The organism is Synechococcus sp. 'PEA 65AY6A-5F PE A' (assembly GCF_047462575.1).
Lineage (GTDB): Bacteria > Cyanobacteriota > Cyanobacteriia > Thermostichales > Thermostichaceae > Thermostichus.
Window position 1 is genome coordinate 26915 of the sequence record NZ_JAOALE010000026.1, and the last position, 17917, is coordinate 44831.

The 17917-nt window shown below is 59.9% G+C and carries 20 protein-coding genes; 12 read left to right on the forward strand and 8 right to left on the reverse strand.

Translation table 11 applies throughout. The features are described from left to right. Positions 1 to 52: 52 nt before the first annotated feature. The gene (gene hemE / locus GG26_RS09630; RefSeq protein WP_099812502.1) at positions 53 to 1141 is read right to left on the reverse strand and encodes a uroporphyrinogen decarboxylase; all 1089 of its coding nucleotides are present in this window, start codon (positions 1139 to 1141) and stop codon (positions 53 to 55) included. Between the two features lie 224 nt (positions 1142 to 1365). Between hemE and crtE the strand changes: the two genes are divergently transcribed. The 4 genes from crtE to GG26_RS09650 all read left to right on the forward strand — a co-directional run bounded on the left by crtE (position 1366) and on the right by GG26_RS09650 (position 4329). Next, positions 1366 to 2259, forward strand: a complete 894-nt coding sequence (gene crtE / locus GG26_RS09635) for a geranylgeranyl diphosphate synthase CrtE (RefSeq protein WP_011429285.1) — start codon at positions 1366 to 1368, stop codon at positions 2257 to 2259. A gap of 80 nt (positions 2260 to 2339) precedes the next feature. Further along, entirely contained in the window at positions 2340 to 2801 is a 462-nt protein-coding gene (locus GG26_RS09640; RefSeq protein WP_041438070.1) for a divergent PAP2 family protein, read from the forward strand. Positions 2802 to 2843: 42 nt separating this feature from the next. Further along, the gene (locus GG26_RS09645) at positions 2844 to 3461 is read left to right on the forward strand and encodes a hypothetical protein (RefSeq protein ID WP_011429287.1); all 618 of its coding nucleotides are present in this window, start codon (positions 2844 to 2846) and stop codon (positions 3459 to 3461) included. 31 nt (positions 3462 to 3492) lie between these two features. Further along, positions 3493 to 4329, forward strand: a complete 837-nt coding sequence (locus GG26_RS09650) for a SirB1 family protein (RefSeq protein WP_099812501.1) — start codon at positions 3493 to 3495, stop codon at positions 4327 to 4329. Between the two features lie 51 nt (positions 4330 to 4380). On the opposite strand, the gene GG26_RS09655 is transcribed toward GG26_RS09650, so the two are convergent. Further along, positions 4381 to 4623, reverse strand: coding sequence for a hypothetical protein (locus GG26_RS09655; protein ID WP_099834679.1), 243 nt, complete (start codon positions 4621 to 4623; stop codon positions 4381 to 4383). 437 nt (positions 4624 to 5060) lie between these two features. Here GG26_RS09655 and GG26_RS09660 point away from each other — a divergent pair, with 437 nt between their 5' ends. Then, positions 5061 to 5888: a DUF1350 family protein gene (locus GG26_RS09660; protein ID WP_414390237.1), complete on the forward strand. Its 828-nt coding sequence runs from the start codon at positions 5061 to 5063 to the stop codon at positions 5886 to 5888. On the opposite strand, the gene GG26_RS09665 is transcribed toward GG26_RS09660, so the two are convergent. Continuing rightward, positions 5885 to 6124, reverse strand: coding sequence for a hypothetical protein (locus tag GG26_RS09665; RefSeq protein WP_414390240.1), 240 nt, complete (start codon positions 6122 to 6124; stop codon positions 5885 to 5887). The genes GG26_RS09660 and GG26_RS09665 overlap by 4 nt on opposite strands. Positions 6125 to 6527: 403 nt before the next feature. Between GG26_RS09665 and GG26_RS09670 the strand changes: the two genes are divergently transcribed. After that, positions 6528 to 6761 (forward strand): hypothetical protein, encoded by a 234-nt coding sequence (locus GG26_RS09670; protein ID WP_011429292.1) that lies wholly within the window; start codon positions 6528 to 6530, stop codon positions 6759 to 6761. Positions 6762 to 6951: 190 nt separating this feature from the next. On the opposite strand, the gene GG26_RS09675 is transcribed toward GG26_RS09670, so the two are convergent. Next, positions 6952 to 7968, reverse strand: coding sequence for a hypothetical protein (locus GG26_RS09675; protein WP_414390243.1), 1017 nt, complete (start codon positions 7966 to 7968; stop codon positions 6952 to 6954). 443 nt (positions 7969 to 8411) lie between these two features. Continuing rightward, positions 8412 to 9521 carry a bifunctional diaminohydroxyphosphoribosylaminopyrimidine deaminase/5-amino-6-(5-phosphoribosylamino)uracil reductase RibD gene (gene ribD / locus GG26_RS09680; protein ID WP_414390260.1) on the reverse strand — a complete coding sequence of 370 codons (1110 nt, stop codon included), beginning with the start codon at positions 9519 to 9521 and terminating at the stop codon, positions 8412 to 8414. A 111-nt stretch (positions 9522 to 9632) separates the two neighbouring features. Here ribD and GG26_RS09685 point away from each other — a divergent pair, with 111 nt between their 5' ends. Both GG26_RS09685 and GG26_RS09690 read left to right on the forward strand, forming a co-directional pair. Continuing rightward, positions 9633 to 11231 (forward strand): glucose-6-phosphate isomerase, encoded by a 1599-nt coding sequence (locus GG26_RS09685; protein WP_414390246.1) that lies wholly within the window; start codon positions 9633 to 9635, stop codon positions 11229 to 11231. A gap of 119 nt (positions 11232 to 11350) precedes the next feature. Then, complete coding sequence (locus GG26_RS09690; RefSeq protein WP_414390249.1) at positions 11351 to 12502, forward strand: glucose-6-phosphate dehydrogenase assembly protein OpcA; 1152 nt, start codon at positions 11351 to 11353, stop codon at positions 12500 to 12502. 177 nt (positions 12503 to 12679) lie between these two features. On the opposite strand, the gene psb35 is transcribed toward GG26_RS09690, so the two are convergent. Together psb35 and GG26_RS09700 are read right to left on the reverse strand one after the other, a co-directional pair. After that, the gene (gene psb35, locus GG26_RS09695; protein ID WP_099812496.1) at positions 12680 to 12988 is read right to left on the reverse strand and encodes a photosystem II assembly protein Psb35; all 309 of its coding nucleotides are present in this window, start codon (positions 12986 to 12988) and stop codon (positions 12680 to 12682) included. Positions 12989 to 13098: 110 nt separating this feature from the next. Continuing rightward, the gene (locus tag GG26_RS09700) at positions 13099 to 13317 is read right to left on the reverse strand and encodes a hypothetical protein (RefSeq protein WP_011429298.1); all 219 of its coding nucleotides are present in this window, start codon (positions 13315 to 13317) and stop codon (positions 13099 to 13101) included. A gap of 168 nt (positions 13318 to 13485) precedes the next feature. Here GG26_RS09700 and GG26_RS09705 point away from each other — a divergent pair, with 168 nt between their 5' ends. Both GG26_RS09705 and GG26_RS09710 read left to right on the forward strand, forming a co-directional pair. Beyond that, positions 13486 to 14775: a cysteine desulfurase gene (locus tag GG26_RS09705; RefSeq protein WP_011429299.1), complete on the forward strand. Its 1290-nt coding sequence runs from the start codon at positions 13486 to 13488 to the stop codon at positions 14773 to 14775. Continuing rightward, entirely contained in the window at positions 14776 to 15891 is a 1116-nt protein-coding gene (locus tag GG26_RS09710) for an aldo/keto reductase (protein ID WP_414390254.1), read from the forward strand. It abuts the gene before it with no gap. Positions 15892 to 15983: 92 nt separating this feature from the next. On the opposite strand, the gene GG26_RS09715 is transcribed toward GG26_RS09710, so the two are convergent. Continuing rightward, positions 15984 to 16367 (reverse strand): hypothetical protein, encoded by a 384-nt coding sequence (locus GG26_RS09715; RefSeq protein ID WP_011429301.1) that lies wholly within the window; start codon positions 16365 to 16367, stop codon positions 15984 to 15986. Between the two features lie 123 nt (positions 16368 to 16490). On the opposite strand from GG26_RS09715, the gene GG26_RS09720 reads away from it, so the two are divergent. Then, positions 16491 to 17168 (forward strand): hypothetical protein, encoded by a 678-nt coding sequence (locus GG26_RS09720; protein ID WP_011429302.1) that lies wholly within the window; start codon positions 16491 to 16493, stop codon positions 17166 to 17168. A 7-nt stretch (positions 17169 to 17175) separates the two neighbouring features. Next, the coding region (locus GG26_RS09725; RefSeq protein ID WP_011429303.1) for a hypothetical protein at positions 17176 to 17917 on the forward strand (742 nt) is incomplete at its 3' end.

The window sequence follows — 17917 nt, forward strand, 5'->3', positions numbered from 1 at the left end:
CTGGCTCGCAAGGCAAACCCTACCCCTAAAGTCAAGGGGTTTTTCCATACGGCTAGAGAGCTTTGAGCAGCTCTGCCGCCTGGCGCACCGTCTCGAAAAAGTGATGGACATTGGCCTCCGGAGTGGTGTGGTGCACGCCGTGGCCCAGGTTCATGATGTGGCCGCGAGATCCCGCCTTTTGAATCACCTCCAGGGTGCGCTGCCGGATGAATTCCGGGGATCCCAGCAACACCATCGGGTCGAGATTGCCCTGCACCGCCAGGGATCCCAGGCGGGCCCTGGCCTCGGCCATATCGCTCATCCAATCGAGGCTGAACACATCGATGCCAGCTTTGCCCACCCGCTCCAACAAAGCAGCGCTGCCGTTGATGTAGAGAATGAGCGGCACCTGCGGGCACCGAGCTTTCACCTGATCCACAATTTGCTTTTGGTAGGGCAAGGCCCAGGTTTCGTAGTCGCCGGGGCTGAGCTGGCCGGCCCAGGTGTCGAAGAGCTGCACCACCTGGGCGCCGCACTCGATCTGGTAGATCACGTAGCGGGCAATGCTATCCGCCAGCTTACTCAGCAACTGATGCAACACCTGCGGCTGAGTGAAGGCCAGGCTCTTGATATGGGCATAATCTTTGGAGCTGCGGCCCTCCACGGCGTAGCAGGCCAAGGTCCAAGGGGAGCCGACAAAGCCCAGCAGCGTCGCCTTCCCTTCCACCTCGCGGCGCAGAGTGCTGAGGATGGTCTTGATAAAGGGCAGGCTTTCTTCCGGCTCTAGCAGTCGGATTTGCTCAACTTGGGCCTGGGAGCGGATCGGCGGGTCGATGATCGGCCCCTGCTGCTCCACCAACTCAAAGGGGATCCCCATGCCCTCGAGGGGGGTGAGGATGTCGCTGAACATAATGACGCCGTCGGGGGCAAAGGCGCGAAACGGCTGCAGCGAGATCTCAATCGCCAGCTCCGGGATCTCGCAGCGCTGCTTGAAGGTGTATTTGCTCTGCAGCTCGCGGTAGGCCGCCATGTAGCGACCCGCCTGACGCATCATCCAAACGGGGGGACGATCTACCACTTCCCCGCGGGCCGCCCGCAGCAGACGGTCGCCATCGCCGACGGAGGAAGGAGAAGCGCTGAGCTGAGCAGGTGAGTGGGACATGGGAAGACCAAGCCGGTTCAAGATCCTCAATGCATCCTGACATTGGGGGGACGGCTAGCGCAAGCTCGCGGCCCTTCCTCTTGACCCTTTCCTTAGGGGTTGCAACTTGCTTTCACCGGCTGAGGAAGGCGGATCCCGACCTAGAGTGGACATGAGATAATGTCAGCTTGCAGGCCTGTTGTAGAACCCCTTCCCGCCGTTGCTGAGTTGAGAGGAGCCCTCCCTTGGTTGCCCAAACCTTCAACCTGGACACCTACTTGAGCCAACGCCAGCAACAGGTGGAAGAGGCGCTTTCTGCGGCATTGGTTCCCGCCTATCCGGAGCGCATTTACGAGGCGATGCGCTACAGCCTGCTGGCGGGGGGGAAACGCCTGAGGCCGATCCTCTGTCTGGCGGCCTGTGAGTTGGCCGGCGGCTCTGTGGAGCAGGCCATGCCCACCGCCTGCGCCCTGGAGATGATCCACACCATGTCGCTGATCCACGACGATCTGCCGGCGATGGACAACGACGATTTTCGCCGCGGCAAGCCCACCAATCACAAGGTATTCGGCGAGGATATCGCCATTTTGGCAGGAGATGCCCTGTTGGCCTATGCCTTTGAGCATATCGCCAGCCAAACGCGGGGGGTGCCGCCGCAGTTGGTGCTGCAAGTCATTGCCCGCATTGGCCATGCTGTGGCGGCAACCGGCTTGGTAGGGGGCCAGGTGGTGGATCTGGAGTCCGAAGGCAAAGCCATTTCCCTAGAAACTTTGGAGTACATCCACAGCCACAAGACGGGTGCTCTGCTGGAGGCCTCGGTGGTTTCGGGAGGGATCCTGGCAGGGGCCGATGAGGAGCTGCTGGCGCGGCTGAGCCACTACGCTCGGGACATCGGCCTGGCTTTTCAGATCGTGGACGACATTTTGGATGTTACTGCCACCAGCGAGCAACTGGGCAAAACGGCAGGCAAGGATCAAGCTGCCGCCAAAGCCACCTACCCCAGCTTGTTGGGCCTAGAGGCTTCCCGGCAGAAAGCTGAGGAACTGATCCAATCGGCCAAGGAGGCGTTGCGCCCCTACGGATCCCAGGCCGAGCCCCTGTTGGCTCTGGCCGATTTCATCACCCGCCGCCAGCATTGAGACAAGAGGACAAGAAGGTAGATGGGATCCCTGTCCACCCTGTCGGAGACCCTGGTCGCGTTCTGGTGCCGGAGAGCCCTATGCTGCAGCAGTTGATGGCCAACCACGTTCTCTGGGTTGCTCTGCTGGCCAGTGTCTTGGCCCAGGCCATCAAGCTGATCCTGGCCTATGTGCGTTCGGGCAAGCTCAACCTGCGGGTTTTGGTGGAGACAGGGGGGATGCCCAGCTCTCACGCAGCGCTGGTAACGGCTTTGTCGGTGGGGGTGGGGCTGGAGGAAGGCTGGGACAGCCTGCTGTTTGCGGCAACGATGGTCTTTGCGCTGGTGGTGATGTACGATGCCGCCGGGATCCGTCAGGCTGCCGGCAAGCAGGCGCGGGTGCTGAACCGCCTCATGGAAGAATGGTTTGAGGAGAAGGGTGCAGATCGCTTCCAGGAGCCCTACTTGAGGGAGTTGCTGGGCCATACGCCCGTCCAGGTGATCGCCGGAGCAGCCTTGGGGGCAGCCTGTATCACGTTATCTTTTGTCCTGGGAATCAACTGAACGCAATTGGGGCATGCTAGAGCAGGAGCATCACGGGTGGTCATGGCCTCCAGTTCTCAACCTCGTCCGATCCAGCGCTGCCCGGCCTGTGGCAAGCCGATCCCGGCCTATCGCTACAAGTCCCCCTACTGCGACCACTGCGGTTGGCGGGCAACCCCGGCAGGGCAAACCCCTCAAACAGGCGGATCTGGGGGCCAGAGATCCGGAGCTCAGGGGAGTAGGATTCAACAACACATTCAGCGCCTCGGCCTGCCCCCTCTGTTGCAGCCGCTGTTGAAGTTCGACTTTTACCTCTATCTGGGCTGGGGGATCAGCCCTCTGTTTCCGCTAGTCGTGGATCGACCGCTGCTGGCCGAATCCAATTACCTGTTGCTGCTCCCGCTCCTGTTGAGCTGGGGGCTGCTCTACTTGGCAGTGCGGGATCGGCCGTTGCCCCAGGATTTGCGGCTGCCGCGGCTGCTGCTGGATGTGGCGTTTATCCTGCTGCCCTTCTTCCAAAAAATCAACGTTTCCAAGGCCCCCAACCGGCCCTACTGGAATGCTCTGCTCATCTGGGTCATCGGGCTCCTCCTGTTTGCCGCCGTGGGGCTGTGGAGCTTTAGCCTGCTTCTGACGGCATTGACGCTGCTGTTGACCAGCTTCTGCACGCTGCTGTTCTAGCCGAGATGGTTGACAAACACTCCAGCCTCCCATGAGCATTCCTGCTGCCCGCCAACGCTTCCTCCAAGAAATTCAAGCGGATCCCATCGATCTGGGCCGAGCGGCCCTCTGGATCGCCCAAGAAGCCTATCCCGACTTGGATGTAGAAGAGTATTTGGCCGCTTTGGATGAGATGGCCGCAGAAGTGCAAGAGCGTCTTCCTCCCGAGCGCTACCCCCTGCGCGTCATCCGGATTTTAAATCGCTATCTCTTTGAAGATCTGGGCTTTTGTGGCAACAGCGAAGACTATTATGACCCGCGCAACAGCTTTTTAAACGAGGTGATCGATCGGCGCACCGGGATCCCGATCACTCTTTCTCTGATCTATCTAGAGCTGGCGCGGCGGATCGATTTTCCCATGGCAGGGGTAGGCATGCCCGGCCACTTTCTGGTGCGGCCCCTGTTTGCAGACGCGGAGATTTTTGTGGATCCCTTTCATCAGGGAGAAATTTTGTTTCCCGAGGACTGCCAAGAGCGTTTGGCACAGATCTACGGGCCCAGGATCCCTTTACAAGATCATCACCTCCGCCCCACCCCTCCTCGCCTAATCTTGGTGCGGCTGCTCAACAATCTTAAGCAGATTTACTTGAGCCGCGCCCAGCTAGAGCTTGCCTTGGCAGCGGTGGAGCGCATCTTGTTATTGATCCCAGAGTCCTTGCCCCACCTGAGGGATCGGGGCTTGCTCTGTTACCAGTTGGGGCGTTGGCAGCAGGCCTGTCAGGATCTGAGGCACTACCTCAACCAGGCGACCCTCCACCCAGAGCTCAGCGGCCCCGACGAGCATTTAATCCAAGAGATCCTACAAAGGCTAGAAGCTTACTCTGACTAAAGTCAGGTGCAGCAATTGCTCGAAAAAATCCTCCAATCGAGAGCTGGTCACCTAAGCAATACGGATCTCACCTGAGATCTCGCCTTGCCATCTTTGGGTGTCGCTGGGGCTTTTGCAAGAGTCTGGAGCAGCTTTCACCTCCTGGCGAAGAATTGTCTCTACCAGCTCGTCTAAAGCTTCCAGGTCAGATAGGTTGTAGTCTTTTTCCCGAAGGATTTTGTTAATAGAAAACTCCTGCTGCAGCGTCAGGGTCGAGGATCGTAAGACCTCGTCGATAATCTCGCGAATGCTCATTACAACCTCACAATCTGATGGCAATCTCAGCGGAGAATTTGTTATCTGAGCTCATAAACCTAGAATGCAAGAAATACTTGACGTAGCCATCCTGAGGATCACGTATTTTGGCCAAGATCTAGGGCCGCCCATGCTAAGGGAAACTGCCAAGGGTACTTTCACGGGGCCTCGCCGAGGCTTGGGAGCTCCCCAGGGAGGCTTGTCCGGTTCGCCTTTCCCAATCTTTTGCGAAGGGGGTGCGAGTGATGGGTTCACCCGATAGCTGCTGCAGTTTTGGCGACTTTGGGGCCAGTCGCGCCACGAGTGAGTTGCTTGGTCTAGGATCCCGGGGGGCGATCCACTAGTCTGTTGGTACTCCATTAGGATGAAGTGGGATCCTGTCGGCTAGCGGGTTTTGTGGGAAATCCCAGTCAAATCGCAGGTGAGGTTGTAGCACCATGACATTGACTTGGCAAACGGATGGACAGACTTGGTTTCTTCTGCCTCCCCAACCCCGTGCCGTGATCCACTTTCTGGGCGGAGCTTTTGTGGGATCTGCCCCACAATTTTTCTACAGCCGCCTGCTGGAAGAATTGGCCCGTATGGGCATGGCCGTTGTGGCTACCCCCTACACCACCGATATCGATCACGCGCAACTGGCTTTTAAAGCAGCGCAATCTTTGCATAGAAGCCTGCAGAGCAAAGGTTTGATGGGGTTGCCCCTCTTTGGCTTGGGCCACAGCCTTGGCGGTAAGCTGCAGATCCTCTCCTGCCTAGCCCTTCCTTCTTTGGGATCCCAGCGGCGCGGCAATATTTTCTTGGCCTACAGCAATGCGGGACTGGAACGGGCGCTGCCGGTGCTGCAGGCCTTGGCCCAGGCGTGGCCGCAACAGCAACTGAGCACTCTGTGGCGGATGTGGATGGGATCCTCGTCACCGCCAGTGAATCTGTGGTTGGAGTTTGAGCCTTCTCCGGCAGAAACCAATCGCCTTATCGAGGAGCAGTATCCGGTTAGAAACAACCTGCTTGTAGAGTTTCAGCAGGATGATATTGACGATATTCCGCTGCTCTATCAACAGCTTCGCCGCAAGTACGGAGGCTACACCGAATGGCAACGCCTGGAGGGGGATCACTTAACCCCGCTGGGTTTCAGCTATCCTTTCCGGGTCGGGGGGGAGTTCAGTCCCATCGATGCTTTCGCGCAGTTTTTTTATCAAGACTTACTGGCTCCTAACCAACGAATGATCCGGAGTATTCAAGCCTGGCTGGCAGCACAACTGGCTTAGTCGAGCCAGCTTAGGTCGGAGAGGAGCTCCTGTGAGTGGAGAGACTGAGCCTGCAGAGGAAACAGCATCTGTAGAATATCGCTCATCAGGAAGTAACAGGTTAAAACACCACCGGCAGCTACGGCCACCAGCGTTCCCGCCAACATGCGCGAGAACTCCTGCCGCTGAAACGCCTGTTCCATTAAGCGCAGCGCCCAGAACCCCAGTAGGATCACAATGGCAAGGATAATCAACATATCATAATCTAAGCTGTAATCTATTGTAACGAACCTGTCGCTCAACTGCTATTGACAAAACCTGGTTAAAGCGTAAAGAGTTCTCCGTCTTCTGCAGCCAGCAACTTGTCGGCGGGGTAGCGGCGGGCGCGGCCCCCTGGGGCCTTGCCGGCCTTGTCTAAGCTACAGGCCCCAAAGGGATCCCGCTGGCAAAGATTGCTGGGCGTTCAAGCGGCCTACACCTGTCGCCCTTCGGGGGAAGCGCCGGCAACTGTTGCAAGATCTGGCAAAGGAGAAAGCTTCCGGGCAGCTCCTAGCTCCTCAGGCCAATTGTCTGCAGGATACCAAAATACATCGACCCGCCAGCGGCTGCTCGCAGGGGGATCCCTTACACTTGAGCTAACTGCTGCTTGAGAGGTGGGGTATGGTACGGCGGAGGCTGGCCGGCGCGGCTGGATCCCTGGCACTTCAGCGTTCTCTGCAGGCTCCTTTGCAGCAGCGCAGCCGGGCGATCAACCGTCGCCGCAAACTGATCTACCGCAGAACTCGCCTACTCTACCAGCGCAACTTGCCCCTTTACCTGCGCAATTTGCTGTTGCAGTACCGCACCAGCTTTATCTACAACCTCAAAGCTAGAGCTGTGATCAGAACTCGCTAGAGAATGTCGAGCTATCTTTTCGCTCTCAGCACAACGGTCTTCACAGCGCGAAAAACAGGCAGATGGCGATGGACATTGCCCTGCCGGAAAGTCTGGATTTATAGTTAGAAATTGTTGTCTGTAAGTCTTCTAAGAGAGAGGCCGGTCTCCCTCCGAGAGAAAAGAGTTGGAAGCGGGAGCCAAGCTAAGGCTACCGAATTGTAAAGCGGCCAACTCCTATCTTCTCGCCGTTGACATGAACCTCGACGCGGTAGCGCCCGGTGTAGGGTTGGCTGAAGCTGAGAAAGCCTCGCACCGTGTCGGCTAGGGGATCCCAGGGAAAATCAAACTTGCGGATCAGTTGCTCGCTCCCGGCTTCTCCGCCCTCGTAGTACCAGAGCATCTCCACCTGGGCGTTGGCAGGGAGGCTGCCCACCGGCAAGATGGCCCAGATCAAGGTGTCGGTGGTCTTAAACTCGGTTGTGGCCTCGCCAGGGCTGCCGTCTCCCCGACCTCGGTGCAGGCTGATCACCCTTGTCCCCGCCTCGTTTGGGGCTTTCTGGCTATAGGCGCGGGCATTGGCTTGCGCTTCCTGAGCGAGGCGATCCAGCTCGGCCAGCAAATCTTCCTGCCGCTTCAGGGCCTCGGTTGCTTCCTGTAGCCAGTGGGCGATCGGCTGCTCTGGAGCTGGGGAAGAAGGCTTTCGGGCGGCCCCGGTAAGGTTTTGGATGGGAAAGCCCCGAGCCGTCCCCACCTCGCTGCCCAGCAAGTTCAGCCAGCGGCTCCGCATTTCGGGTGTCATCTCTGGCTTGGCGGCGTAGGCAATGCGCACAGGGCCGTCTGGGCCTTGGGTGATGCGGCCAATTTCATGCTCTTGGATCCCGGCAACCTGCCCACGACAGCCGGCGCTACGGAACTCGTAGAGGACATCCTCTTCGCTTTCCCGGTGAAACTCCCACATTGTTTGGGGGCAGTACTCTAGGAGATTATTCCGCATATTGTTTGCCAGGAAGCGGGGCAATTTTGGTACCTGAACGTTCATGACCGAGAGCATTTCTCTCCAAGAGGCCAAGCTCGCCTCGGGCCGTATGAGAACAGTCAATGTAGCTGTCTCAGTAACTTGGCGATCGGCAAAAGCCCACTCCCCCACATCTCCTTCAATGAGGACATTTCCTGAAGGGCTGAGGTGAGCCGAGGCAAAGAGCAGGCCGGCAAAAAGGTTCAACATGATGATCCTCCCTACCAAGATTTGTACTGGGAAATGAGAGGGGAAAGTTCTCAATCAGCTCGCCGGGCAGGCAACGAAAGGAGACTGGACAAGAAGGACAGCCCTTTGTTGTCGCTTTCTCAAGGCTCACCCCAGAGGAGCTCAATGATCCGGGTGGCTTTTGGCAAAATGGCAGTTACAGCCTGCTTGGGCAAAACCCGTATCGTCACACGAGCTGAAACCTTACTCAGGTAAGGTTTTTTCTGTGGGCTATATTCCTTTGAACCGCAAGCTCTAGAGGGCACCAGTAGCCTATCACAGGCTAGCTCAGTTTCGATCCCTGTTTTTCAGAAACGCCACATTCTTTCTGAGCAGTATACTCGTTTACCTTAAGCAGATATGATTTTGTTCGTTCAAAAACCTAAAACTCTCTCGGATGACAATTGAGAGTCATCGAGAACAAATCATTCACCGGAGTCGTCGGCGCCAGAAGGGAGGATCTTCCCGGTTATCAACCAGTTATCCCCCACAGTCTGCAGTTGCGGCTCCAACAGTTGCCAGCTTTGGTTCACATCCGGGATCCCTTCTCCTGCTACGGGGGTTGGCGCGTCGGCCCCGCCCAAGATCTTGGGAGCGATGAAGGCGGCCACCTTCTGAATGGCCCCATCCTTGAGGGCTGCCCAGGCCAAGGTGCCGCCGCATTCCCAGAGGGCACTCAGACAGCCTCGCTCAAAGAGAACCTGCGCCGCTTGAGCCGGGGTTACTCGATCCAGGTGCAGCAGCTCCACCCCTTGCTTGGCCAGGCCTCCCCAGAGGGGATGGGCCTCAGTGGCTTCGGTAATCACCAAAGTTGGCGCCTCCTCCACTTGCCACAGGTGGGCCAGCGGGGGCAGATTCAGAGAGCGGCTGAGAACCACTCGCAGGGGCTGGGATCCGTGAAAATCCGGCAGGCGGCAGGTAAGGTGGGGGTTATCGTGCCAGACGGTGCCGGAGCCCACGATGACTGCATCGTGCCAGGCCCGCTGGCGGTGAACCCACTCTCGCGCCAGCGGATTGCTGATCCAGCGGCTGTGGCCGGTGGCGGCGGCGCTCTTGCCGTCTAGGGTCATGGCGTATTTGAGCAGGCCAAAACACCGTTTCTGCACAATGGCGAAGGCAAAGCCTTCGTTGAGCTCCTGACATTCCTGCTCCAGCACCCCCACCGTCACCTCAACCCCTGCCTCCTGCAGGCGGCGGATCCCTTTGCCGGCCACCAGGGGATTGGGATCCTGCATTCCCACCACCACCCGCCGGATCCCGGCAGCCAGGATGGCCTCAGTACAAGGGGGGGTGCGCCCATAGTGGTTGCAGGGCTCGAGGTTAACGTAGAGGGTGGCGCCCTTGGCCAGGGATCCCGCCTGCTGCAGAGCCAAGACCTCGGCGTGGGGCTGGCCGGCTCCCAGATGAACACCTTCCCCCACCACCTGATCCCCCCGGACAATGACGCAGGCTACCCGCGGGTTAGGGGAGGGGCGCTGTGGTGTCGAGCGGGCCAAGGAGAGGCAGCGTTCCATCCACTGCCGGTCGGCGTCCAGGTTCATGGGAGGCGCTTTCGGGGAGCACTTGGATCCTAGCTGCTTCTTGGCAGGGAGCCGGCTGCGGCGCGGCTTTGGTAAGCTAGTTACGGCTTTGGCGGCAGGGATCCCATGGACAGCCTTCAACTTTGGCAGCGCTACTGCGATTGGCTCTACTACCATCCCGAGCTGGAAATTTTTGTGGATATCAGCCGCATCCGTTTTACCCCTGCCCAAGTGGAGGCCCTGCGGCCTCTCTTTGCCCGGGCTTTTGCTGAAATGCAGGCCTTAGAAGCCGGGGCCATTGCCAACCCGGACGAAGGTCGCCAGGTGGGCCACTATTGGCTGCGGGCGCCGGAGCTGGCTCCCACTGCCGAAATCCGGCAGGCAATTCAAGACTGCGTTGAACAGGTGGAGAGCTTTGCCAAAAAGATCCACGGCGGCGTGATCCCGGCAAGTGGAGGAGGGCGTTTCACCGAGCTGCTCTGGATTGGCATTGGCGGCTCGGCCCTGGGGCCGCAATTTGTGGCGGAGGCCTTGGCTCCGCTGCAGCCGCCCTTGAACATCCACTTCATCGACAATACGGATCCCGACGGGTTTGATCGGGTGCTGGGACGGCTAGCGGGCAAACTGGGACAGACCCTGGTGATTGTTGCCTCCAAATCCGGTAACACGCCCGAGCCGCGCAACGCCTTGGTGGAAGTGGAGCTGGCTTACCGGAAGGCCGGGATCCCCTTTGCCAGCCAGGCAGTAGCCGTTACTGGTCCCGGCAGCCAATTGGAGCAGCAGGCGCAGCGGGAAGGGTGGCTGGCAGTCTTCCCCATCTTCGACTGGGTGGGGGGGCGCACGTCAGAAACTTCGGCAGTAGGCCTGTTGCCGGCAGCGTTGCAGGGGATCGACATCCGGGCTTTGCTGGCCGGAGCTGCCACCATGGACAAAGCCACCCGCGTACCCCAGCTGGAGCGCAACCCCGCTGCCCTCTTGGCCATGGCTTGGTACATCGTCGGCGAGGGGCGGGGGCGCAAGGATATGGTAGTTTTACCCTACAAAGACCGCCTGGCGCTGTTTAGCCGCTACCTGCAGCAGTTGGTGATGGAATCTCTAGGCAAGTCCCACGACCTGCAGGGCAACCGCGTGGAGCAGGGCCTAACCGTCTACGGCAACAAGGGCACCACCGATCAGCACGCCTACGTGCAGCAGTTGCGGGACGGCCTCAACAACTTCTTCGTCACCTTCATCGAGGTGCTCCAGGATCGCGAGCCGGGGATCCCTTCCCCCTTCGTAGAGCCCGAGGTAACCAGCGGCGACTACCTGGATGGCCTACTGCAGGGCACCCGCCAGGCCCTCTACGACAACGGGCGCGACTCCATCACCATAACGCTGCCGCGGGTGGACGCCCGCTCCGTGGGGGCCCTGATTGCCCTCTACGAACGGGCAGTGGGCCTCTACGCCTCTTTAATCCAGGTCAACGCCTACCACCAGCCGGGGGTGGAAGCAGGCAAGAAAGCGGCCAGCGCCGTCCTGCAGCTCCAGCGCCAGGTGCTGGAGGTGATGCGAGAGCAAAAGGGATCCCTGACCTTGCCCCAGTTGGCGGAAAAACTGGGCTGCCCAGAGCGCATCGAGACCCTGTACTGGATTGTGCGGCATCTGCAAGCCAATGGCCGCAGTCTAGTGCTTGTGGGGGATCCTGGCCGACCCTTGGAGCTAAGCATCCAGCCGCGCCCGGCCTGAGAGTATAGAAGAGGCAACCTGAAGAGAGGTTTGACCAATCTGTACCTTACCTTAAACCCCTCCTGTGCAGCCGGCCTGTCTGCCTAGAATCGAGCAAGAGGCTACTCCAGGAGGAGACTATGGACCAACCTGCCGCCGTCCTGCCTTTACAAACCCCAAAAGATGTCTCCATCGAGGACATTGAGCAGGAGCTGAACAAGATCTGGTCCTCCAAGGGAGAGAGCGTTGCCGCCCGGGCTGCCACCTTTACCCTGGTGGTGTATGAGTCGCTAGACGATGCCCTGCTGCTGCCTTCCCCCACCGTCGAAGCCATTGCCACCCAGAACCCCTGCCGCGTCATCGACCTAAGGGCCAAACGGGAGGGAGCCACAGACGACGCCATCGAGGCCCAGGTGGCGGCCTATTGCCCGGTGACCCGCGAGCAGCGCAGCTCGCTGGTGTGTTGTGAGTACATCACCCTGAAAGCGCCGGAATCGGCTTTTGTGCGCGCTTGCAGCACTGTCGCCTCGCTGTTGATCCCCAACCTGCCCACGTTCCTGTGGTGGCAAGGGAACTTAGACTTGAATAGCTTGTTGTTTCAAAAGCTGGTAGCCCTGAGCAACCGCGTCATCGTCGACTCGCGGGGCTTTGTCAACCCAGAAGAAGACCTGCAGGAAATTCATCTCCTCATCAGCGAGGGGCACCACTGCGGGGATCTCAACTGGCGACGGCTGCTGCCCTGGCAGGAACTCACCGCCCAAGCCTTCGACCCCCCAGATCGGCGAGAGTCTCTGTCCTGGATAGATCAAGTAACCATTGACTACAGAGCTGGCAACCCCTGCCAGGCCCTCCTTTTCTTGGGCTGGCTGGCCAGCCGGCTGGGGTGGACGCCCACCGAGCGGGCCCAGACTTGGGAACACGACTACGAGATCGACCGCATCCGCTTCCAAACCCAAGCGGGAGGCGAGGTGAGGGCAGAATTGGCTGCCGTGCCCCTGGTCTCGGAGATGAGCCAGGCGGGAGATCTCATCGGCTTGCGCCTCACCTCCAGCAACCAGGAAGCCGACGCCTGCACCGTGCTCTGTTCAGAAACCACAGGGTGCATGCGCATGGAAGCCATGGGAGGTGCCCAGAGGTGCGTGGTTCGCCAGGTGGCTCCCCTGGAGCAGGAGTCCTTGGAAACGCTGCTAGCTGCCGAGTTGCAGCGGCCTGGCCCCGACTATCTTTACGAAGAGACCTTAGGGGTGGTGGCCCAGATCCTCAAATTAAAGAAAAGCGGAGCGCTGGGGTAGAATCTCGATTTCGTTGTTGGCAATCTTGGGGAGACGGATACTGTCTCGCGTTCAAATGCAGGGAAGCGAAGACCCCAACCCAGCGCTTGACAGACGAGAACCTAGGCTTCTCGGGATATCCCGACAAATCGGCCCAAGAAAGCTAGCCAGATCCGCCTATCCACTGTCGAAGCCAGCTCAGCGCAGCCCCAGGACGGAGGCCAGCACGCTGTGACCTACCAGGGCTTCCACCGCAATGCTAATGGCAAACCCCAGCATGGCCAATCGCCCGTTCCAGCGCTCGGCCTTTTCCGTCCACCCAATTTCCCACTCGGGCGGAGCCTCGCCCTCTTGCCCATACTGAGGCACGTATCGCGGACGAGCAGCACCCTCCCAGCCCGCAGGACGCTTGGAGTTGAAGAAAGCCATCGAACCGAGGGCAACAGCAGCCACCAGCCCGCTCACCATAACGGCAATGTAAGGAAAGAAAGGGTTGTCGAGGATCATCGGCCTGTTGGGTTCAGTGAAACAGTCAATAGCCTGGGTAGCGAGCCGATCGGGCAGCCCCCAGACAGAACGCCCGACCTGATGCTTGCGTAAAACTCAGATGTTCTCAACTATCGCAGTCCCAGCCACTGAGCGAGAGTGGTGGCAAAAACACTGTGACCCACCAGCGCCTCTGTGGCAACGCTGATCACCAAACCCACCATAGCCAGGCGGCCATTCCAACGCTCCGCCTGCTCCGTCCAGCCCGGGATCCAGTCGTTGGTGGTGTCGTAGTACTGGGCCACAGAAGCGGAGTCCAGGCGAGAAGGGATCCTAGGAGAGGATTGCATAGGTAATGCCTCATAACTGTACGTAAACAAACTTAACATAAAATTACAGTTCTTGACAACTTTTCCGACTGGCGAGGGGAGGTAGGGATCCCTGGCGAGAGGGAAGGAGTTTGCCGAGGGGTGCCCAGAGCGATGCCATACTGAGGGAGGTAGGCTTCTGCGCAGACTATGGCGGTATCCTCTCTTTCTTCCCCCAAGCTGGACCAGGCTTTTGACGCTGCTGCCGACTTAGCTGCCCAGGTGCGGTCGGATTTTCCAATTTTGCAGCGCCAAGTCAACGGCCAGCCGCTCATCTATTTTGACAATGCGGCCACTTCCCAGAAGCCGCTGGCGGTTTTGCAGGCAATGGATTTCTACTATCGGCACAGCAACGCCAACGTGCACCGGGGAGTGCATACCTTGGGCAACGAAGCCACGGAGGCCTACGAGGGGGCGCGGGAGAAGATTGCCCGCTTTATCAACGCGCCTTCCCCGCAAGAGATCATCTACACCCGCAACGCCAGCGAGGCCATTAACCTGGTGGCCTACAGTTGGGGCATGAGCACCCTAGAGCGGGGGGATGAGATTATTCTGTCGGTGATGGAGCACCACAGCAACTTGATCCCCTGGCAATTCGTGGCTCAAAAGACGGGGGCCTGCCTCAAGTTTATCCAGATCACGCCCGAGGGCGAGCTGGATTTGGAGCACTACCGCTCTTTGCTGGGCGACCGCACCCGCCTAGTGGCTGTAACTCACGTCTCCAACATGCTGGGATCCATCAACCCTGTCCGGGAGGTGGTTGAGTTAGCCCATCGCTGTGGGGCCAAGGTGTTGCTGGATGCCTGTCAGAGCGTGCCCCACATGCCGGTGGATGTGCAGGCCCTAGACTGCGATTGGCTGGCCTTTTCTGGGCACAAGATGGGCGGCCCCACGGGGATCGGGGTGCTCTACGGCAAGCGGGAGCTGCTGCGGGCCATGCCGCCCTTTTTGGGCGGGGGCGAGATGATTGCTGAGGTGTACTGGGATCACGCCACCTACGCCGATATCCCCCACAAGTTTGAGGCGGGCACGCCGGCCATTGCCCAAGCGGTGGGTCTGGGGGCAGCCGTCGATTACCTAAGCCAGATCGGTCTGGAGCGCGTGCATGCCCATGAGCAAAAGTTAACCGCTCGCCTCCTAGAAGGGCTTCAGCGCATTCCAGGCATTACAATCTATGGCCCCAAGGACCCGACGCGGCGGGCGGGGCTGGTCAGCTTTTCAGCGGAGGGCATCCACCCCCACGACCTGTCTACGCTGCTGGATGAGCAGGGGATCGCCATCCGGGCCGGCCACCACTGCACCCAGCCGCTGCATCGCCACTTGCAGGTGCAGTCAACAGCGCGGGCCAGCGTTTACCTCTACAACACCCTGGCCGAGGTGGATCGCTTCCTCGAGGTGCTGGCAGAGGCAGTGGCGTTTTTCAGGGAGGCCTTGGGCTAGATGCTCTACCGCCGCTTTGGGCGCACACAGCAGCTTATGTCGGCTTTCTCCCTGGGCAGCATGCGCCTAGTCCATGTGCCGCCGGAGCAGGCCCAGGCCACGGTGGCAGCGGCGCTAGAAGCAGGGATCAACCACATCGAAACGGCGCAGGCCTATGGCCAGGCCGAGGTGCTCTTGGGGGAGATCCTGCAGAAGCTGGCAGTGCCGCGGCAGCGCCTGATCCTGACCACCAAGCTTACGCCCGGCGAGAGGCTGCGGGAACGACTGGAGGGATCCCTGCGGCGGCTGCAGGTGGAGTATCTGGATCAGTTTGCCTTCCACGGCATCAACCTGCCCGAACACCTGGAGTGGGTACTGCAGGAGGGCTTGCCGCTGCTGCGGCAGGCGCAGCAGGAGGGCTTGGTGCGCTACATCGGCTTTTCCACTCATGGATCCCTGGAGCTAATCCTGCAGGCCATCCAGAGGGGCCAGTTTGACTTTGTGAATTTGCACTACCACTTTTTCCAGCAGCGCAATGCCGCGGCCCTGGAGGCGGCAGCCCAGCAGGATATGGGGGTGTTCATCATCTCCCCTGCCGACAAAGGGGGGATGCTCTATCGCCCGCCCCAGCGCCTGCAGGAGAGCTGTGCGCCCTTTAGCCCCTTGGAGTTTGCCTACCGCTTTTTGCTGGCGGATCCCCGCATCCACACCCTCAGCCTAGGCATCACCCATCCTGACGAGTTACAAACAGCCCTGGTGGCCCTGCAGGATCCGGGACGCTGGTGGACGGAGGGCCTAGCGGTGCAGGAGCGGCTGCGCCAAGCAGAAGAGGAGCGCCTGGGGTCCAGCCGCTGTGCCCAGTGCTATGCCTGCCTACCCTGTCCAGAAGGGATCCACATCCCAGAGGTGCTGCGGCTGCGCAACTTGGCTCTTGCCCACGAGATGACCGAGTTTGCCCAATATCGCTACAACATGTTCGGCCAGGCAGGGCACTGGTTCCCAGGGGTGCCTGCCGACCGCTGCAGCGAGTGCGGCGACTGCCTGCCCCGTTGTCCGCAGCACCTGCCGATCCCGGAGTTGTTGGCCGAAACCCACCGCCTTTTGCACCGCTCTCCCATCCGGCGGCTGTGGGAGTAAGGGCCCCTTCTCCCAGGGGGTGAGGGGGGTGAAAATCCTGGCCAGGAGAGCCAGCTAGGGGGAAGCCTCTTGCTGCTCCGGAGTTCAAGGCTCTAGCGCCGCTTGCTGCGCAGGGTTTTGGCACGGTTGTGTACCTGTCTAACAAACAGAGGCAGGAGCTGTTCCTGAATGTAGGCAAAGGCTGCCGGGAGGCCTTCTCTTTCGTAGATAAGGCCGATTTCTGCCTCCACCTGGGTGGGATCCCGCAGAGCCGACAAAAATTGGTTGGAGGTGAGCCAGGTGAAGAGTTCCGCGCGGCTAAGATCGCAGCCGGGAGGGGAAGGCACCTGCCAGTCGGGTGGCGGGCCGAGCAGCCACTGGCGGGCAAAGAGGCTCAGCACCGCATCTCCTAGCCACGCCTTGTCCCGTCGGGATCCCTCGTCCAACTGGGCCACCTGCTGTCTGACGGTCGAAGCAAACTGGGATCCGGGCACCATGGGCAGCACTTAGAAGGAGCAGCAAGGGTAGCAGAGCTTCCCTGCCTCATTCTACTAAGATGGGGTCTGGCCCACCCTCAGCGGGTAAAGGGGCGGAGTTGGCTGTTTTGAGGATCTCAGTGCATGTTGTTGGAGCTTACCCCAGAAGAGTGCGAGGCGGTGATCCCGCTGGTGCCGACGCGGCTCCAGTACGCAGCTTACTGGAGCGATGCCCTCAAGAGCGTAGGCCGGATCATTACAGCTATTTTGGTGGGCGTAGCGCTGCTGGTGCTGTCTCGCGCTTTTGGCGAGGGATCCTTCTTGGGGGCAGTCTCCTTTCTGGCGGGGTTTCTCTCGTTGCTCTACCCTTTCCTCTGGGGGCCCCTCTACACCATCTCCCGCCGGCAGCTAGCCTTTCGCGAGATCCCTTACGGAGGGCTCTTTTTTGGCCAGGTGTTGAGCACCCGCCGCTACGAGGTGGTGGTGGAAGAGCGGGAAAAGGTGGATGAAGAGGGGCAACTCTATATTGAAGAAGTGCGCGAGCGCCAGTTTGAGATGGAAATTGGCGATGAAACAGGAGTTCTCTACCGAGTGCGGGCCAGGGACGATCCCCGCTACCGGCGAATTGTTAAAAAGCAATCGGTGCTGGCGCTGGTGAAGGCCTATTCCCGCGATCTGCGGCGCCGACCGACCTTGAGCGAAGTCTACGTGGTCAAGCTAGGGGAGTGGGTGGGAGATGTTTCCTATCTGGATCGGGAGGCGTTTTTGGAGTTGGCCGACGAGCTGCTGGCGCTCGAGCTAGGACCGGAGGCGAAGGCATAGAAACCTTATGTCAGAGGCTGGAATCACCCGCGCAGCTTGGATCGTGGCGGCCTTGGTGGTGTCGGCAGCCCTGGGGCCGCGGTTGGCTCTGCCTTTGGCTGGGATGGTCGGCTTGGTGATTGTCGAGCAGGTGGCCTTTGGGGGGCGGCTCTCGGGGTTGCTGGGCGCGCTGCTGGATTGGGCTTCTCCAGCCTATCGGCGGCGGGTCATCTGCCACGAGGCAGGACACATTGTGGTGGCCCACCTGCTAGGGATCCCCTTGCGCGGCTACGTGCTGGGCCCCTGGCAGGCTTTCCGACACGGGATCCCCGGCTACGGGGGAGTGCAGCTGGATCAAGCCCCCATGCGCACCTGGGAAGCCCAGGGGGGCATCCCCTGGGCAGATCTAGAGCGCTACAGCCTGTTTTGGATGGCAGGGGCTGCCGCGGAGTCTCTCCAATATGGCCAAGTGGTGGGAGATGAGGAGGATAGACAACAGTTGGCCAAGCTGCTGGCAGGGATCTCAGCAGCCCAGCCCTTGACCTCTGCGGCTCAAATGAGGGCCTACATCAACCGCTTTCTGCGCCAGAGCCGGGCCTTGTTGCAAGCCCACCCCGAAGCCTATGCCGTTGCCGTCCGGCACCTAGAGCAGGGATCCCCCCTCCAAGACTGCCTAGCTGCCCTTGCGGCCAGCTTGGAGGAGCGGTGTCAACAACCTGATACATTTACGCTGAACACTGCTGAGCATTACTGCTCAGCGGTGAAGCGAT

Excerpts from the sequence above, each read along its gene's own strand:
- hemE (WP_099812502.1), bottom strand. The coding sequence starts at position 1,141 with ATGTCCCACTCACCTGCTCAGCTCAGCGCTTCTCCTTCCTCCGTCGGC.
- GG26_RS09665 (WP_414390240.1), bottom strand. The coding sequence starts at position 6,124 with ATGTTGATTATCCTTGCCATTGTGATCCTACTGGGGTTCTGGGCGCTG.
- psb35 (WP_099812496.1), bottom strand. The coding sequence starts at position 12,988 with ATGATCCTCGACAACCCTTTCTTTCCTTACATTGCCGTTATGGTGAGC.
- GG26_RS09700 (WP_011429298.1), bottom strand. The coding sequence starts at position 13,317 with ATGCAATCCTCTCCTAGGATCCCTTCTCGCCTGGACTCCGCTTCTGTG.
- GG26_RS09655 (WP_099834679.1), bottom strand. The coding sequence starts at position 4,623 with ATGAGCATTCGCGAGATTATCGACGAGGTCTTACGATCCTCGACCCTG.
- GG26_RS09715 (WP_011429301.1), bottom strand. The coding sequence starts at position 16,367 with ATGGTGCCCGGATCCCAGTTTGCTTCGACCGTCAGACAGCAGGTGGCC.
- GG26_RS09705 (WP_011429299.1), top strand. The coding sequence starts at position 13,486 with ATGGCGGTATCCTCTCTTTCTTCCCCCAAGCTGGACCAGGCTTTTGAC.
- GG26_RS09650 (WP_099812501.1), top strand. The coding sequence starts at position 3,493 with ATGAGCATTCCTGCTGCCCGCCAACGCTTCCTCCAAGAAATTCAAGCG.
- GG26_RS09675 (WP_414390243.1), bottom strand. The coding sequence starts at position 7,968 with ATGTTGAACCTTTTTGCCGGCCTGCTCTTTGCCTCGGCTCACCTCAGC.
- GG26_RS09720 (WP_011429302.1), top strand. The coding sequence starts at position 16,491 with ATGTTGTTGGAGCTTACCCCAGAAGAGTGCGAGGCGGTGATCCCGCTG.
- GG26_RS09670 (WP_011429292.1), top strand. The coding sequence starts at position 6,528 with ATGGTACGGCGGAGGCTGGCCGGCGCGGCTGGATCCCTGGCACTTCAG.
- GG26_RS09640 (WP_041438070.1), top strand. The coding sequence starts at position 2,340 with ATGCTGCAGCAGTTGATGGCCAACCACGTTCTCTGGGTTGCTCTGCTG.
- GG26_RS09685 (WP_414390246.1), top strand. The coding sequence starts at position 9,633 with ATGGACAGCCTTCAACTTTGGCAGCGCTACTGCGATTGGCTCTACTAC.
- GG26_RS09660 (WP_414390237.1), top strand. The coding sequence starts at position 5,061 with ATGACATTGACTTGGCAAACGGATGGACAGACTTGGTTTCTTCTGCCT.
- GG26_RS09710 (WP_414390254.1), top strand. The coding sequence starts at position 14,776 with ATGCTCTACCGCCGCTTTGGGCGCACACAGCAGCTTATGTCGGCTTTC.
- GG26_RS09645 (WP_011429287.1), top strand. The coding sequence starts at position 2,844 with ATGGCCTCCAGTTCTCAACCTCGTCCGATCCAGCGCTGCCCGGCCTGT.
- GG26_RS09690 (WP_414390249.1), top strand. The coding sequence starts at position 11,351 with ATGGACCAACCTGCCGCCGTCCTGCCTTTACAAACCCCAAAAGATGTC.